The following is a 14,192-nucleotide window of genomic DNA, read 5'->3' as shown; positions in this document are numbered from 1 at the left end:
CAGTGCACGCGCCGCACCAACAAAAGAAGCCGGCTAGATCAACAAAAGGGGGTGGCGAAGTCCGCGTTCGCCGGCGGCGGTTCGCCAGTCAGCCGCACTGTCCACTGGACTGGAGCGACTTGATGCAAGCGTCGTACTGGCCCGGCGCCGCGCAGGCGCAGTAGCTTTCGCACGTGGTGCAGTTTGCACATTGATCGGCGGTCGAGCAGGAGCTGCCGCCCGTACCTCCGGTGTTCGGCACGCCGCCGCTGCCACCACTGCCGCCACTACCGCAAACCTGCGCCACGCAGGCATCGTACTGCGCGGGGGCAACGCAGTTGCAGTAGCTCTCGCAGGTAACACAAGCCGCACATTGGTCGGCGGTCGAACACGGTCCGCCGCCACTGCCGCCAACGTTCGGCACTCCGCCACTGCCGCCGACGTTCGGCACTCCGCCACTGCCGCCAACGTTCGGCACTCCGCCACTGCCGCCGCTCCCGCACTGTCCGGCGGATTGGAGCTGCTGCACGCAGGAGTCGTACATGTCGGGCACCGCGCAGGCGCAGTAGCTCTCACACGTGGAGCAGCCCAAGCATTGGTCCACCGTCGTGCACGGTAATGGTGGCGCGCCGCCGGTGCCGCCGCTGTTCACCAGGTTGCAGGGATCGCCGCTCTCGAGCTGGGGGCAGGGTGTGTCGCGCATGCACTGCAGCTGGTTCTGCGTCAGGTTGACTTGGGGACAGAAGTTGCTGCAATTGCTGGGATCGATCCCGCACTCCACGGTCTTGTCGTGGCAGACGGTGGAGCAATCCAGCGTCGCCCCGCCGCCGGTGCCACCGACCCCGCCGTCCGTCGGTGGACCGCCATTCGTGCTCCCGCCGCAGGCGACGAGCGTCGCAATTCCCAAAGCCCACCCCAGGTTGCGCGTCATTTGTCTGGCAGGGTAGCGCGGCGACGCGACAAACGCCGCCGCGCTGCATGATACTGATCAGACTCGCAAGAGCCGCTCAACCGCACGTTTGCGACAAACACAAGTCGTACTGGTCGGGTGCGATGCAGCTGCAGAAGTCCTCACACGTCGTGCACTGCGCGCATTGGTCCGCCGTTGTGCAGTTGCTCGGCGTGGTTCCGCCCGAGCCCCCAGTGCCCGGTCCGCCACCGGTGCCCGCACTGCCGCCGGAGCCGGTTTGCAGGCACGCTTCCAGCTCGGCATCCGAGCACCCCGCCGCCTGAATGCATTGGAGCTGGCTCTGGGTCGGATTGAGCGCGGCGCACTCGGCCTGGCAATCGGCGGAGCCGCCGCACTCGTTGTTCTTGGCGTTGCACACGCTGACGCAATCGAGCGAGCCACCACCGCCACCGCCGCCGCTGCTGCCACCCGGCGTGCTGCCGCCGCCCGGCGGTGAATTTGGATTCCCGCCCGGTGGCGAATTCGGGCTGCCGGGAATGCCGGCTTGCGAAGCACCGATGTCCCCTCCGCTGCCCGGCCCCGTGCCGCAGGCAAGCAACAACCCCAAGCTCACGAAATAGAACGACGACTTTGCCAAGCTCATGAAGTACCCCGCTGGTTCGAACCGGACCTTGAAAATAGCTGAACCAAGAAGGCATGCCAGCCACTGCGAGCGGGCGTCGATGTGGCACAAGCTCGTACCCGCGAGGAAACACGGACAAAATGCCAACGCGCCGGCCTCTTTTGGAAGCCAGCGCGTTGAACCTACTTTCAGTCAATCAGCGAGCAGGGCGGGAATCACCCACACTGACCGGCACTCTGCAGCTGCTGGAGGCAGAGATCGTACTGATCCGGCAACGCGCAGCTGCAGTACTCCTCGCACGTCGCGCAGCTCGCACACTGGTCAGCGGTGCTGCAGGTGGAGCCACCGCCGCCGGTGCCGCCACCGCCGCCGGTGCCGCCACCGAAGATGCCGCACGGGTCGTTCTGCTGGTCGGTGATTGCCGTGCAGCCCGTCGACTGGATGCAGGAGATCTGGGCGTCAGTGAGCTGAGCACAGAAGCTGCTGCATTGCGACGAGTCGAAACCACACTCCGACGCCAGCGAGTTGCAGCCGGTCAAGCAGTCCGTTCCACCGCCACCGCTGCCGCCGTCGCCAGAGGTTCCACCGGTGTTGCTGCCACCACCGGTGTTGCTGCCGCCGCCGTTACCAACGGGACCGCCGCCACCAGGGGGAGCATTGGGGTTGGCGCCAGGCGGCGCGTTGGGATTGCCGGGGAGTCCGGTTTGAGAAGCGCCGATGCCGCCGCCGGTACCCGGGCCATCTCCGCAGGCCACCAGCAAGCCGAGGCTGACGGTGACGAGGGTGAGGGTTGTCTTGGCCAAGCTCATGAGTTGCTCCACGAGGTGGGAGGTGATTGGGGCCGCCGAAGCAGCCCCAACTCTCTCAGAAGTAGTAGAGGGCCGCGATGTTGCTGGTGAAGATGTCCCACGGGTTGCCGTTCACCGTGGTCTCGATCAGCGTGCGGGTGCTCTCGTTCTTGGTCTCGGGACCGTTGTTCGGCGTGGTGGTCTGAGTGACCTTGGTGTTGACGAAGTGCAGGCCGATGCCGCCCTGCAGCGCCAGCTCCGGGATACCGATGAAGCCGAACTGAATCTCGGCACCCGCGCGGGCGCCCAGGTCCAGCAAGAAGCCGGAGTTGCTGATGTCGTCGCCAGCAGCGTTCACGTCCTTCTGGTTCTGCGTCGAGAAACCGACGTTCACCTCGGGCACGATCTGGAAGCTGAAGTGCTTCGACGAGGTGAGGGACAGCGGCACGCCGCCGTGGAGCAGCACCGCCGTGGTGGAGGCGATGTCCGTGGTGTTCGAGTTGCCACCGGCGCTCACCGTGTCGCTGCCACCGTCGTTGTGGAAGCCGAGGCCGATGTCCAAACCGATCATGCGATCGATCCAATAACGCATGCCGACCACCGGGGCCTGCACGGGGCCCGCGGGGAACGGCACCTGATAAGCGCCGAGATAGCCCACGCCAAAACGACCAACGACGGCGTCGTGATCCGAATCACCCTGCGCTGCGCCAGCCTGTGCTCCCGGCTGTGCGCCGGGCAAAGACATACCGACCTCGCCTTCCGCGTTCATGTCTTGCGCGAAAGCAGAGCCCGCTACGCCAAAGGTCGCCATCAGAGCTGCAGTTCCGATACCAAGCTTGAAAATCCGCTTCATCGCTCCTCCAATGCAGGGCTCATTTTTCCGTCCCTGTCTTCCCGGCGGTTCACCCGCAGTGCGGGCCGGGCGTAGGGTTGCCCTAGTGCCGCGAAATCGTCAACCTTCCTGGTCCCCAAAGGAGGCTCCTTTGGGAGTAGTCCCGCGCGGTATACGAAGGCACCGAACTCTTTCTCCCCATGACCCGTCTGACTCGTCGCGAATGGCTCGCCATCAGCGCCACGCTGGCCATCGCGTGTGAGCGCAGCCAGCGGTCCAGTGACACTCGAACGCCTCGCCGCGTCGTCTCGTTGTCACCCGGAACGACGGAGTCGGTGTTCGCCATCGGCGCTGGCAGCCGACTCGTGGGCCGCTCGAAATTCTGCGATTTTCCTGCGGAAGCGGCGAAGCTGCCGTCCGTCGGGGGCTTCGTGGATCCCAGCTTCGAGGCGATCCTCGGGCTTGCTCCGGATCTGGTGATCGGCGTCCAAGGACCGGGCGGACGAGAGCTCGCGGACCGACTCTCGCAACGTGGCATCGCCACCTATTTTCCTGGCACCGATTCCTTCGCCGAGATTACAGCAATGCTGCACGGCCTGGGTGAACGGCTCGACTCCAGCGCCGGCGCGAAGCGTGTGACGGATGACATCACGGCTCAGCGGAAAGCGGTGGCGAAGGCGCTGGAGGGACGGCCTCGGCCGCGCGCGCTGATGGTGTTCGGGCTGCGCCCCATCGTGGTCGCCGGCCGCGGCGGCTTCCCGAACGAGATGCTCACCCTCGCCGGCGCTGACAACGTGGTCACCTCGGAACGCTATCCGACGCTGGGCGTGGAACGCGTGCTGGCATTGGATCCCGACGTGGTGATCGACACCACCGGCGTGGCCGGGCACAAGACGGAGCAGCTGCACGCGGATCTTCCCGGTTGGAAGGAGCTCCGCGCGATCAAGGAGCATCACCTGGTGGTGATCGACGACGAGCGCGTGATGCGCCCGGGGCCGCGGGTGGGGCAAGGTCTCGTCGTGTTGGCCAAGGCGCTGCATCCAAAGGTGAGCATCCCGTCGTGAAGATGCGCGCGGATCAACTGCTGGTGGAGCGCGGCCTCGCGCCCACACGCTCCAAAGCGCAAGCGCTGCTCCTTGCCGGGCGCGTGTTCAGCGGAGAGCAGCGCATCGACAAGGCGGGTACGCAGCTTCCACAAGACGTCGAGCTCACCGTGAAGGGCGTGGCGCGCTACGTGTCACGCGGCGGTGACAAGCTCGAGGGCGCACTGCGGGAGCTCTGCGCCGACGTGACGAACGCAGTATGCGTCGACGTCGGCGCGTCCACCGGGGGCTTCACGGATTGCCTGCTGCAACACGGCGCCGCCAAGGTGTACGCGGTGGACGTGGGGCATGGGCAATTGGCGCAGACGCTCCGCGAGGACCCGCGCGTCGTGGTGATGGAGCGCACCAACGCGCGGCACCTGACGGCGTCCGACCTGAGCGATGCCGTAAACCTCGTGGTGGTGGACGCTTCCTTCATCGGCATCGACAAGCTGCTCCCCGCCATCTTCGCGCTGCTGCCCAGCGGCGGGCGGCTGCTCGCGATGGTGAAGCCGCAATTCGAGGTGGGCCGCGACGCCGCGCGCAAGCACAAGGGCGTGATCCGGGATCCCGCGCTGCGCGACGCCGCCATCGCCAAAGCGCGCGCCGCCGTGGAGAGCGCCGGCTTCTCGATCGTCGGCGAGTGCGCGTCATCGCTCCCCGGGCCCAAGGGCAACGTCGAGCACTTCGTGTACGCCGAGCGCCGCTAGCAACTCGTGGCCTACGTCACCGATTGGCGAAGCCTCAAACCCCAGGCTACCCTTTCGGAGGTCCGCTCATGGAGCCGCATGACATCACCATCGAGATTCTGAAGTCGATCCGCGACGAGGTCCGCCAAACGAACTCGAGGCTGGACGAAGTCCGCGATGAGCTTTCCGGACGTATTTCGGAAACCAACGTTCGCTTGGATGAGATGCGCGAAGAGCTCTCCGCGCGCATCGTCGAATCCGAGCTCCGCACCGCCACGGCCATCACCGAGCTCGCGGGCTCCGTCCGCGAGATGACCGGCGTGCTCAAGGCCTCCACCGAGCTCCGCCCCCGCGTCGAACGCTGCGAGCAGGACATCGCCGCCATCCGCGCACAGCTCGCGTCTCGCTGAGGGCCTTTCCGTTTCCATGTCGGCCCGCCGCGGAAACGTCGCGCTCGGACGGCGTGTTACCTTTTGATTGGGCACATGTGCGTCGCGCGCGGGCCGAACTGGGACTCCTTGCCGCGAGATTTCCGTCTGTATGCTGGTCCGACGCGGAAAGGTCGCGCATCGCCGTGGCTTCGTCGCGCTCGGACGGCGCGCACCGCCGCGGAAACGTCGTGCCCGGACGGCGTGCAGCGCCGTGGAAACGTCGTGCCCGGACGGCGCGCACCGCCGCGGAAACGCCGCGCCCGGACGGCGTGCAGCGCCGTGGAAACGTCGCGCTCGGACGGCGTGCAGCGCCGTGGAAACGCCGCGCCCGGACGGCGTGCAGCGCCGTGGCTTCGTCGCTCCGCGCGGCCGCGTGGTTCCGCGTTGGAGCGACCCAATGAAAATCCGGACCCTATTGGCGAAGGTGACTGCGCTGGCCGGGCACCGTGTCCGGCGGAATGCCGCCTCCACGCTTGTGCCAGTTGCGACCAATATCCGATTGCGGATCGGCGATGGGCGGCGGGTCTTGCGCGTCACACGTGATTTTCCCGCGCCACCCTGTGAAGGCGCTTCCGCTCGACCATGGGTCGACCCAGGTGCGCTTCACCTTCTTGGCAATGCCATGCTTCCGTGCGTTGCACAGGACGTAGGCCAGTACATTGCGCACGCTGACCGGGGTATCCAGCACGTCACTGTGGTAGCGCCCGGAAAACACGCGGCCGGACGCACGCCCCACCTTGTTGAGCCGCTTGGCAATGCGAATGGCGATGCCCTGCATGGCCTTGGACAGCACGCGCTTGTTCCGCGCTTCCGCAATCAGGTGCACGTGGTTGCCCATCACTGAAAAGTGCAGCAGCCGAAAGCCTTCTCGCTCTCGCCAGTGCGAGAACGCCGCAAGGATCGCCTTGTATGACTTCTTGCAGCGGAGATTGGGCACCGTGTCTCGCACGCGCATCGTGACGAACACTACGCGTTCCCGATCCGTGGACGGACGCAGTGCGTGACGGACGCCCGCGCGTTTTCCCTTCGGTTTCCGCCCAGCGCCCGGGCGACGGCCGCCCCAGCCGCGGACGATCTTCCCGCGCCGCATTGAAGCCGCCCCCACGCGCGAAGGACGGCCCCCGCCGTTTGCCTTCGAATCCCCGCCGCCGCGCGCCTGCCTTTTCACGACGCACCACCGTTCCCGCGTCGAACTGAAGCCGCCCCCACATGCCCGCCGCGCGCCTGCGTATTCACGACGCTCATCTTGATTGGGCATATATATGTCTGGAACAGTCGGATCGCAAGCGCCAAAGGGGAGCCCTTGCGAGATCATTTCCGTTCGTATGCTGGTCCGCCGCGGAAACGTCGTGCTCGGACGGCGCTCCTCGTCGTGGATGCGTCGCTCTCGGACGTCTCGCCGCGCCGTGCTCACGTCGCTCTCCGACGTCTCGCCGCGCCGTGCTCACGCCGTGCTCCGACGTCTCGCCGCGTCGTGCTCACGCCGTGCCGCGCTTGCGTCGCGGCGTGTGGGCGCGTGGTTCCGCGGCGGACCTACAAGACCAGGACCCAGATGTCGTAGAGGGCGTGCGTCCAGACGGCCGGGGCGAACCCGCGGAAGCGATAGATGGCGGTGAACACCAGGCCGCACACCGTGCGAAAGACGAAGGACTTTGCGTCGAAGCTCTCGCCCAGGGCGCCCACGTAGTGCCAGCCGCTGAAGACCATTGCCGCGATCAACGCCCAGCCCAGCGTGACGAGCTTTTGCTTGAAGGGCACCATCACCGGAAAGAGCAGACCGACGACCTTGGCGCCGAGGCCGAAGAGGATCACGCGGAAGGCGATCTCTTCGTAGAAACCGGCTCCGAGGGACATGACGAGACCTGTCGCGGGGTCGTGAATGCCGTTCGCCAGGTACATGCGGCCCACGACGTAGCTGGCGAGGAAGCGCATGGCGACGGCGTAGACGACGCCCTCGAGGGCGATGAAGGCGAAGCGCTCCCAGCGCAGTGCCTTGCCGCGACCGAGCACGATGAGGCTGCCGACGAACACCGCGCCGATGGCCAGCGTGAGGCCGGAATAGGCCAGGATGTTGTTGTCCGAGAGCGCGATCAGCTCCGAGGTGACCACGTCCGCCGCGTTGCGCACGGGCAGGAAGATCACTCCCAGGTGGTAGCCGAGGAACATCGGCAGCGTGAGAGCGAGATCCGTCCAGGGCCCGCTGGGTGCGGGAGCGGGCTGGTCCGCCATGCGTCAGCTTGGCCTGAGGTGGTAGACGACCCACAGCACCAGCACCACCCAGAGCAGGACGATGCCCACGAAGGGGCCGTCCTTCAGCATTTCCTGCGTGGGGCTCTCGGACTTGGGGCGCGAGCGCACGAGGTGCAAGAAGCGGTACACGCCGAGGGCCACGAACAGCGTGCTCGGCCACAGCCATTCCGTCTTGAAGAACGCCTGCGTGCGCGGGTCCAGGGTGTAGGCGATGTACACCGCGATGGTGGCGAGGCCCGTGATGCCCAGGGCGACGTCCAACCCGCCCTTGGTGTAGGACTCCAGCGCGGCGCGCTGCTTTCCGGCGCGCTCGGCGCTGCCCGTGAGCTCGTGGCGGCGCTTGCCGAAGCCCAGGAACAAGGCCAGGAGCGCGGTGCACAACAGCAAGTAGCTGGAGACGGAGATGTGCGTGGCGAAGCCGCCGCCCACCACGCGCAGCACGAAGCCCGCGGAGATGCAACCCACGTCCAAGTAGGCGACGTGCTTGAGCTTGGATGAATAGGCGACGTTCAGGATGAAGTACGCGCCGGCCACCGCCATGTATTTGAAGGAGCTGGCGGACGCGCCGACGAGCGAGACTGCGACCAGCGCCACCACCAGGCCGCGAGCAAAGCCCATGGGCACGCGACCGGACGCGATGGGACGGTAGCGCTTGACCGGATGCTCGCGATCGCTCTCCACATCCGCGATGTCGTTCATGGTGTAGACGGCGCCCGCGAGCAGGCAGAACACCAAGAACGCCCCGCCCGCGCGCACCAGGAGCACGGGGTCGAAGATCTCCTTGGCGAACACCACGGGGGCGAGGACGAACACGTTCTTCACCCACTGGTGCGGCCGCACGGTCTTGACCACGCCGCCCACGCGCCAAAGGAGCGACCCTTCCGCTCGGGGCGGCGGGGGGCCCGCTTCCCGAACCGGCGGGTGGATGCCGCTCTGGCGGTCCTCTTCCAACTGCGGCGAAGCCATCGACGCGGGGACCTTAGCGCAACTCTGGGGCGGTGAAACTTGATCTACACTCGCCCGCCGTGCTGCCCCGCCTGGCCTATCTGGAGTTTGCCACACGCTGGTATGGCCACGTGCGCTTCGACCTGGCCTCCAGCGGCGTCTCCCCCATCGCCCAGCGGGAGCTCGGCGCCGCCCCGGTGGACGACTACGCCGCGCGACAGCCGTTCGTCGAGGGGGTGGCGGCGCGCTACGGCGTCGAGCCGCGCGCGGTGATCCCGTGCCTGGGTGCGTCCGGCGCGCTGTTCACCGCCTTCGCCACCCTGCTCGGGCCGGGCGACGAGGTGCTGGTGGAGACGCCCAGCTACGAGCCCGTATGGCGCATCCCGGAAGCGCTGGGAGCGACGGTGCGGCGCTTCGAGCGCTCGAACGTCGTGGTCACACCGAAGACCCGCGTCGTCGCCATCACCAATCCGCACAACCCGACGGGCAGTGTGATGGACGACGCCGAACTGGCGGAGCTGTCACGAGCGCTGGGCGACGTGTGGCTGTTGGTGGACGAAGCGTACATGGAGCTTTCGCGCCCCGCGCACACGGCCTTCGGCGGGCGCGTGATCACCTGCTCGAGCGCCACCAAGTGCTTTGGCGTGCCCTGGGCCCGGGCCGGCTTCCTGCTGGTGCCGCCGGAGCTCGAGGCCGCTGCGCGCGGAGTGGAAGCGCTGCTCTTCGGCTCGGCGCCGCCGGGCTGTTGGGCCTACGGCGCGCTGGCCTTCGAGCGCGCGGATCACTTGCTCGCGCGCGCCCACGCGCTGCAGGCCGGAAAGCGCGCGCTGGTGGACGCCTTCATCCGAGACCATGGCCTCAGCTGGTCAGCCCCGCCGGAGACCAGCTTGTATGGCTGGGTCCACACCGACGCGCCGCTCGGGGATCGCATCGAGCGGGGCATTTTGGAGCGCGGCGTGATCGTCGCGCCCGGCGAGTTCTTCGGAGACCCCGCGGCGTTTCGCTTGAGCTGGAGCGCCGACTCGGAAACCCTCGTGCAAGGTCTGGAGCACCTCGGAGCCGTGCTGAAATCATGAGCAAGAAGCGCCACGAAGAGCTGGTCAGCGAAATCCGCGGGCACGACTACCGCTACTACGTGCTCGACGATCCGATCATCAGCGATCGCGACTACGACGCCCTCTACAAAGAGCTGCGCGAGCTGGAGGCCGCGAACCCGGAGCTGGTCACGCCGGATTCTCCGACCCAGCGCGTGGGCGGCGCGCCGCGCTCGGATCTCAAGACCGTGGAGCACGTGGTGCCCATGATGTCGCTGGACAACACCTACAACGAGGAGGAGCTCGAAGAGTTCGCGCGGCGCGTGCGCGACGGGCTGGCGGACGACGCCGTGGTGGAGTTCTGCGTGGAGCCGAAGCTCGACGGCGGCAGCGTGGAGATCTTGTACCGCGACGGACGCCTTTCCGGCGGCTCCACCCGGGGGGACGGCCAGAGCGGCGAAGACATCGTCGAGAACCTGCGCACCATCCGCTCCCTGCCCACGACCATCGACTACGCCGGACCGCTCACGCTGCGCGCGGAGGTCGTGATCTATCGGCGCGACTTGGAGCGCATCAATGCGGAGCGCGCCGAGCGCGGCGAGCCCGCCTTCGCCAACCCACGCAACGCCGCTTCCGGCAGCCTGCGCATGCTCGACCCGCGCATCGTGGCCCAGCGGCCGCTGCGCGCGCTGGTGTGGCAAGTGGTGGAGGGCGCCGAGCTCGGCGGCTCCCACGCGGAAGCGCTCGATGCGCTGGAGAAGCTCGGCCTGCCGACGCACCGCAAGCACCGCGTGTGCAAGGACATGAAAGAGGTCCACGCCGCCATCGCGGACATCGACAAGTCCCGCGCGGACTATCCGTACGAGACCGATGGCGCCGTCATCAAGGTGAACTCCTTCAGCCAGCAGGGCATCTTGGGCGCCACGGCCAAGTTTCCGCGCTGGGCCATCGCCTACAAGTTCAGCGCCGAGCAAGCCGCCACCCGCGTGCGCGACATCGTGGTGCAGGTGGGTCGCACCGGGACCCTCACGCCGGTGGCGGAGCTCGAGCCGGTGCAGCTCTCGGGGACCACCGTGTCTCGGGCGTCCATGCACAACGCGGAGATCGTCCAGCACCTGGACGTGCGCATCGGGGATCTCGTCACCATCGAGAAAGCCGGCGAGATCATCCCGCAGGTGGTGAGCGTGGACACCGAGGCGCGCAGCGGCAGCGAGCAGCCCTTCCAGATGCCGGAGCGCTGCCCGGTGTGCAGCACGCCGGTCGAGAAACGCGAGGGTGAGGTCGCCATCCGCTGCCCGAACCCGAAGTGCCCGGCGGTGGTGAAGGGCGCCATCTTCCACTTCTCGCGCCGCTTCGCCATGGACATCGATGGCATCGGCGAGTCTCTCATCGAGCAGCTGGTGGACAGCGAGCTCGTGAAGGACGTCGCCGATCTGTACGGGCTCGACTCCAAGCAGCTGCAGTCGCTCGAGCGCATGGGCAAGAAGAGCGCGGACAACGTGGTGAAGGCCGTCGCGGGCTCCAAGGAGCGCACGCTCGATCGCCTGCTCACGGGTCTGGGCATCGATCACGTGGGGCAGGTCGCCGCCAAGCAGCTGGCGGAAGCAGCCGGCACTTTGCAGGAGCTGCTTGCCTGGTCGCGCGAACAGGCCCGGGAGAAGACCGACAACATCGCCGGCTTCGGGCCCAAGATGGTCGACGCCGTGGAGAGCTTCCTGTTCGACGCGCAGAGCCGCGCGCTGCTGGAGAAGCTCGCCGCGCTCGACGTTTCCCGGCCGCAGCCCCGCGCCGCGGTGGCCGCCCAGGGTCCGCTGTCCGGCTCCTCTTTCTGCGTGACGGGCGTGCTCAGCAAGAAGCGCGACGACGTCCACGACGACATCCGCGCCGCCGGTGGGGAGGTGCACGACAAGGTGAAGAAGGGCACCACCTACCTGGTAGCTGGGGACAAGGTGGGCAAGAGCAAGCTCGACACCGCCAAGAAGCACGGCACCGAGGTGATTGACGAAAAGGGCCTGTACGCGATGATCCAGGGCTGATGGCACGCTACGCCCGCATCCGGAAAATGAACGGCGAGCACGCGTTCGTGCATTGCGACGACGAACGCGCGCTGGAGATCGACGCAGCGCCCTGGGCCGGTGGAGAAGAGACCGGCAAGGTGCTCGATCTTTCCCGCACCAGTCACAGCGTCCCGGTCACGCCGACCAAGATCGTGTGCGTGGGTCGCAACTACGCCGCCCACGCGCAGGAGATGGGCAACGCGCCGCCGGTGGAGCCGCTGCTCTTCTTCAAGCCGCCGTCGTCTCTGCTCGAGCCCGGCGGCACCGTGATCTTGCCGCCCGAGAGCGAGCGCGTGGACTACGAGGGCGAGCTCGCAGTGGTGATTGGCAAGCGCGCTCGCCGCGTGTCCGTGGCAGACGCGCCCAAGTTCGTCTTCGGCTACGCCGTGGCCTGCGACGTCACCGCGCGCGATCTACAAAAGAAGGACGGCCAGTGGACCCGCGCCAAGGGCTTCGACACCTTCTGCCCCATCGGCCCGCACCTGGTCACGGACGTCGACCCGCGCGCCCTCACGCTACGCCTCAGCGTGAACGGACAGGAGCGCCAGCACGCCAGCACCGCAGACATGGTGTTCGACGTGCCCACCCTCGTCTCCTACATCAGCGCCGCCATGACGCTGGAGCCCGGCGACATCATCCTCACCGGCACGCCGGAGGGCGTGGGCCCGCTCGCGGATGGGGATCACGTCGAGGTGAGCATCTCCGGCGTGGGCGAGCTCGAGTTCCGCGTTCGTTCCGAATGAATGTCGGTCCGCCGCGGAACCACCGTCAACGCTGATTCCGCGGCGGACCGACAAGATCTCGTGAATGGCGCGTCAGTTTCAGTCGCGGATGCCGCTGGTTCGATCCTTGCCGTAGATGCCGTCGCCCACGCGGCGCATCCAGGCGATCTCTTCTTCGTCCATGGTGCCGAGCTCGAGGGCTTGCAGCGCTTGGCGTGTTTGCTCCACGTTGGCAGGTCCGGCGATGGCCACGTCCACGTGCGGGTGCGAGAGCGCGAAGCGGTAGCAGTCCGTGCCGGTGGGAGTGCGCTCGCCCTTCGGGGTGCGGCCCGGATCCACCAGATGTCCCCAGCGCGTGGTGGTGTAGGTGACGACGCCGGGGCGTTCTTCAGCGGACAGGCCGTCGAGCGAGGGAAACACCTCGCGCTCGGCGCCGCGGTGCACGGCGTTGTAGCGGAGGTGCCAAACGTCGATGCGGCGATCCGAGATCAGATCCGGGAACAGCGTGCGGCGATGGCCGGAGAGCGCGATGTGACGTACGAGCCCGCGTTCGACGAGGCCGAGAGCGGCGTCCATCACGGAGCGCGAAGGAACGTCGTTGTACCAACCCAGGAGCAAGACGTCCGCGTAGTCGAGGCCGAGGGAGCGGAGGCCGCGCTGCACCGATTGCTTCACCAAGAAGCCGAGCGGACGCGCGTAGCTCTGCAGCACGACGACGATGTCCTCGCGGCGGCCCTTGGCGACGTGGCGGATCGCGTCCCCCATGTCGTCACTGCGGCGGCTGCCCCAGTAGAAGTAGTTCACCCCGCGCTCGAAGGCCTCTTCGTAGGCGGCGGTGGGCGCCCCGTAGGACGATCCCAGCCCCAGCCGCGAGACCCGCAGATTGCTGCGACCGAGAGGCACTTTTTCCGAGAGTTGTCCCATCGGCTTTCCAATGCGCACGATTCGACGCTATCGCCAGGGGGGTGGCGAACAAACGTCTGTGGATCGCCCTCGGGCTCCTGGCGCTGGCGACAGCGGCCATCGTGGGAGTGGTGATCGCCGCGCGCACGGAGCGGAGCGATCCCGATCGCTGTCCCCACGGCAGCGTGGCGCTGGGCGCGCGCTGCTGCGGCGTGGGCCAGCACCTGAAAGCAGGGCACTGCGAAGGTAGGCCTACGGCATGTCCGGTGGGCGCCCGCATTGGCACAGACGGGTGTTTGCCGAACGAGCGCAAGGTGCGCATCAGCGGCGGCCGCGTGGAGATCGGACCCAGCGACTGGGAGGCGCGAGCGCAGACCGACGCACGGACGCTGAGCGTGACGACCTTCATCATCGACTCCCACGAGGTGACGGAGCTGCGCTGGAGCGCATGCGTGAAAGCGGGGCGCTGTCGCGCGCTGCCGGAAACCGAGCTGGGCCGACCGGTGCGCGGCGTGAGCGTGAAGGAAGCGGAGAGCTTCTGTCACTTCGTGGGTGGACACTTGCCGCGCGTGGCGCAGTGGATCTTCGCGGCGGCGGGCACCGCTGCGCGACGCTACCCCTGGGGGCAGACCGGCCTCGTGTGTCGTCGGGCGGTGTTTGGCCTGGTGGACGGCCCCTGCGCTGGCGGCGGAGACGGGCCGGAGGTAGCGGGCTTCCGGCCGGACGGCACGAGCCCGGACGGCGTCGCGGATCTGGCTGGGAACGTCGCCGAGTGGGTGCGAGAAGACGACGGAACAGCACGGGCCTACGGCGGTTCGTATCAGTCCGTGCTGGCGGGCAGCTTCAAGAGCTGGGCAGGCGAAGCCCGTCCGGCTGCTGAGGACGTGGGCTTTCGCTGCGTGTACGAGGTCGGTGGCACTTCCAGCGACGCTGACCCATGATTCGCCC

Annotated in this window: 15 protein-coding genes; 7 read left to right on the top strand and 8 right to left on the bottom strand. The window is 67.5% G+C overall.

The genetic code is table 11. From position 1 onward, the window contains the following. Positions 1 to 88 precede the first annotated feature (88 nt). The 4 genes from H6717_34560 to H6717_34545 all read right to left on the bottom strand — a co-directional run bounded on the left by H6717_34560 (position 89) and on the right by H6717_34545 (position 3,152). Positions 89 to 910 (bottom strand): hypothetical protein, encoded by an 822-nt coding sequence (locus H6717_34560; GenBank protein MCB9582208.1) that lies wholly within the window; start codon positions 908 to 910, stop codon positions 89 to 91. A gap of 76 nt (positions 911 to 986) precedes the next feature. After that, positions 987 to 1,532: a hypothetical protein gene (locus H6717_34555; GenBank protein MCB9582207.1), complete on the bottom strand. Its 546-nt coding sequence runs from the start codon at positions 1,530 to 1,532 to the stop codon at positions 987 to 989. 194 nt (positions 1,533 to 1,726) lie between these two features. Beyond that, on the bottom strand, positions 1,727 to 2,320 hold the full coding sequence (locus H6717_34550; GenBank protein ID MCB9582206.1) for a hypothetical protein: 594 nt from the start codon (positions 2,318 to 2,320) through the stop codon (positions 1,727 to 1,729). Between the two features lie 55 nt (positions 2,321 to 2,375). Further along, positions 2,376 to 3,152 (bottom strand): hypothetical protein, encoded by a 777-nt coding sequence (locus H6717_34545; protein MCB9582205.1) that lies wholly within the window; start codon positions 3,150 to 3,152, stop codon positions 2,376 to 2,378. Positions 3,153 to 3,331: 179 nt separating this feature from the next. Here H6717_34545 and H6717_34540 point away from each other — a divergent pair, with 179 nt between their 5' ends. The 3 genes from H6717_34540 (at position 3,332) to H6717_34530 (ending at position 5,312) form a co-directional block, all read left to right on the top strand. Continuing rightward, positions 3,332 to 4,195, top strand: coding sequence for an ABC transporter substrate-binding protein (locus H6717_34540; GenBank protein ID MCB9582204.1), 864 nt, complete (start codon positions 3,332 to 3,334; stop codon positions 4,193 to 4,195). Positions 4,196 to 4,197: 2 nt separating this feature from the next. After that, positions 4,198 to 4,923 carry a TlyA family RNA methyltransferase gene (locus H6717_34535; protein MCB9582203.1) on the top strand — a complete coding sequence of 242 codons (726 nt, stop codon included), beginning with the start codon at positions 4,198 to 4,200 and terminating at the stop codon, positions 4,921 to 4,923. A 68-nt stretch (positions 4,924 to 4,991) separates the two neighbouring features. Beyond that, positions 4,992 to 5,312 carry a hypothetical protein gene (locus H6717_34530; protein MCB9582202.1) on the top strand — a complete coding sequence of 107 codons (321 nt, stop codon included), beginning with the start codon at positions 4,992 to 4,994 and terminating at the stop codon, positions 5,310 to 5,312. Between the two features lie 433 nt (positions 5,313 to 5,745). Here H6717_34530 and H6717_34525 read toward each other — a convergent pair whose 3' ends face one another. The 3 genes from H6717_34525 to H6717_34515 form a co-directional block, all read right to left on the bottom strand. After that, a complete protein-coding gene (locus tag H6717_34525; GenBank protein ID MCB9582201.1) occupies positions 5,746 to 6,288 on the bottom strand; it encodes a transposase in 543 nt (180 codons plus the stop codon). 578 nt (positions 6,289 to 6,866) lie between these two features. Beyond that, complete coding sequence (locus tag H6717_34520) at positions 6,867 to 7,562, bottom strand: CPBP family intramembrane metalloprotease (protein MCB9582200.1); 696 nt, start codon at positions 7,560 to 7,562, stop codon at positions 6,867 to 6,869. Between the two features lie 3 nt (positions 7,563 to 7,565). Continuing rightward, entirely contained in the window at positions 7,566 to 8,549 is a 984-nt protein-coding gene (locus H6717_34515; GenBank protein ID MCB9582199.1) for a decaprenyl-phosphate phosphoribosyltransferase, read from the bottom strand. A 59-nt stretch (positions 8,550 to 8,608) separates the two neighbouring features. Between H6717_34515 and H6717_34510 the strand changes: the two genes are divergently transcribed. From H6717_34510 to H6717_34500, 3 genes are read left to right on the top strand one after another with little or no spacing between them, the layout of a single operon-like run. Continuing rightward, positions 8,609 to 9,604: a pyridoxal phosphate-dependent aminotransferase gene (locus H6717_34510; GenBank protein MCB9582198.1), complete on the top strand. Its 996-nt coding sequence runs from the start codon at positions 8,609 to 8,611 to the stop codon at positions 9,602 to 9,604. After that, positions 9,601 to 11,598, top strand: a complete 1,998-nt coding sequence (gene ligA, locus H6717_34505; GenBank protein ID MCB9582197.1) for an NAD-dependent DNA ligase LigA — start codon at positions 9,601 to 9,603, stop codon at positions 11,596 to 11,598. Before H6717_34510 ends, ligA begins: the two co-directional genes overlap by 4 nt. Positions 11,599 to 11,624: 26 nt before the next feature. After that, positions 11,625 to 12,362 carry a fumarylacetoacetate hydrolase family protein gene (locus H6717_34500; GenBank protein ID MCB9582196.1) on the top strand — a complete coding sequence of 246 codons (738 nt, stop codon included), beginning with the start codon at positions 11,625 to 11,627 and terminating at the stop codon, positions 12,360 to 12,362. A 78-nt stretch (positions 12,363 to 12,440) separates the two neighbouring features. Here H6717_34500 and H6717_34495 read toward each other — a convergent pair whose 3' ends face one another. Next, on the bottom strand, positions 12,441 to 13,265 hold the full coding sequence (locus H6717_34495) for an aldo/keto reductase (protein ID MCB9582195.1): 825 nt from the start codon (positions 13,263 to 13,265) through the stop codon (positions 12,441 to 12,443). A gap of 41 nt (positions 13,266 to 13,306) precedes the next feature. On the opposite strand from H6717_34495, the gene H6717_34490 reads away from it, so the two are divergent. Beyond that, the gene (locus tag H6717_34490) at positions 13,307 to 14,185 is read left to right on the top strand and encodes an SUMF1/EgtB/PvdO family nonheme iron enzyme (GenBank protein MCB9582194.1); all 879 of its coding nucleotides are present in this window, start codon (positions 13,307 to 13,309) and stop codon (positions 14,183 to 14,185) included. The last annotated feature ends 7 nt before the right edge of the window (positions 14,186 to 14,192 follow it).

Source organism: Polyangiaceae bacterium (assembly GCA_020633235.1).
In the GTDB taxonomy this organism is placed as follows: Bacteria; Myxococcota_A; Polyangia; order Polyangiales; family Polyangiaceae; genus JACKEA01.
Note: the sequence above shows the minus strand (reverse complement) of the source record. Positions and strands in the feature narration are given on the sequence as shown.

Coding starts and splice junctions, on each gene's coding strand:
- H6717_34540 (MCB9582204.1), top strand. CDS start 3,332: ATGACCCGTCTGACTCGTCGCGAATGGCTCGCCATCAGCGCCACGCTG.
- H6717_34555 (MCB9582207.1), bottom strand. CDS start 1,532: ATGAGCTTGGCAAAGTCGTCGTTCTATTTCGTGAGCTTGGGGTTGTTG.
- H6717_34535 (MCB9582203.1), top strand. CDS start 4,198: ATGCGCGCGGATCAACTGCTGGTGGAGCGCGGCCTCGCGCCCACACGC.
- H6717_34515 (MCB9582199.1), bottom strand. CDS start 8,549: ATGGCTTCGCCGCAGTTGGAAGAGGACCGCCAGAGCGGCATCCACCCG.
- H6717_34520 (MCB9582200.1), bottom strand. CDS start 7,562: ATGGCGGACCAGCCCGCTCCCGCACCCAGCGGGCCCTGGACGGATCTC.
- H6717_34530 (MCB9582202.1), top strand. CDS start 4,992: ATGGAGCCGCATGACATCACCATCGAGATTCTGAAGTCGATCCGCGAC.
- ligA (MCB9582197.1), top strand. CDS start 9,601: ATGAGCAAGAAGCGCCACGAAGAGCTGGTCAGCGAAATCCGCGGGCAC.
- H6717_34495 (MCB9582195.1), bottom strand. CDS start 13,265: ATGGGACAACTCTCGGAAAAAGTGCCTCTCGGTCGCAGCAATCTGCGG.
- H6717_34525 (MCB9582201.1), bottom strand. CDS start 6,288: ATGCGCGTGCGAGACACGGTGCCCAATCTCCGCTGCAAGAAGTCATAC.
- H6717_34550 (MCB9582206.1), bottom strand. CDS start 2,320: ATGAGCTTGGCCAAGACAACCCTCACCCTCGTCACCGTCAGCCTCGGC.
- H6717_34500 (MCB9582196.1), top strand. CDS start 11,625: ATGAACGGCGAGCACGCGTTCGTGCATTGCGACGACGAACGCGCGCTG.
- H6717_34560 (MCB9582208.1), bottom strand. CDS start 910: ATGACGCGCAACCTGGGGTGGGCTTTGGGAATTGCGACGCTCGTCGCC.
- H6717_34545 (MCB9582205.1), bottom strand. CDS start 3,152: ATGAAGCGGATTTTCAAGCTTGGTATCGGAACTGCAGCTCTGATGGCG.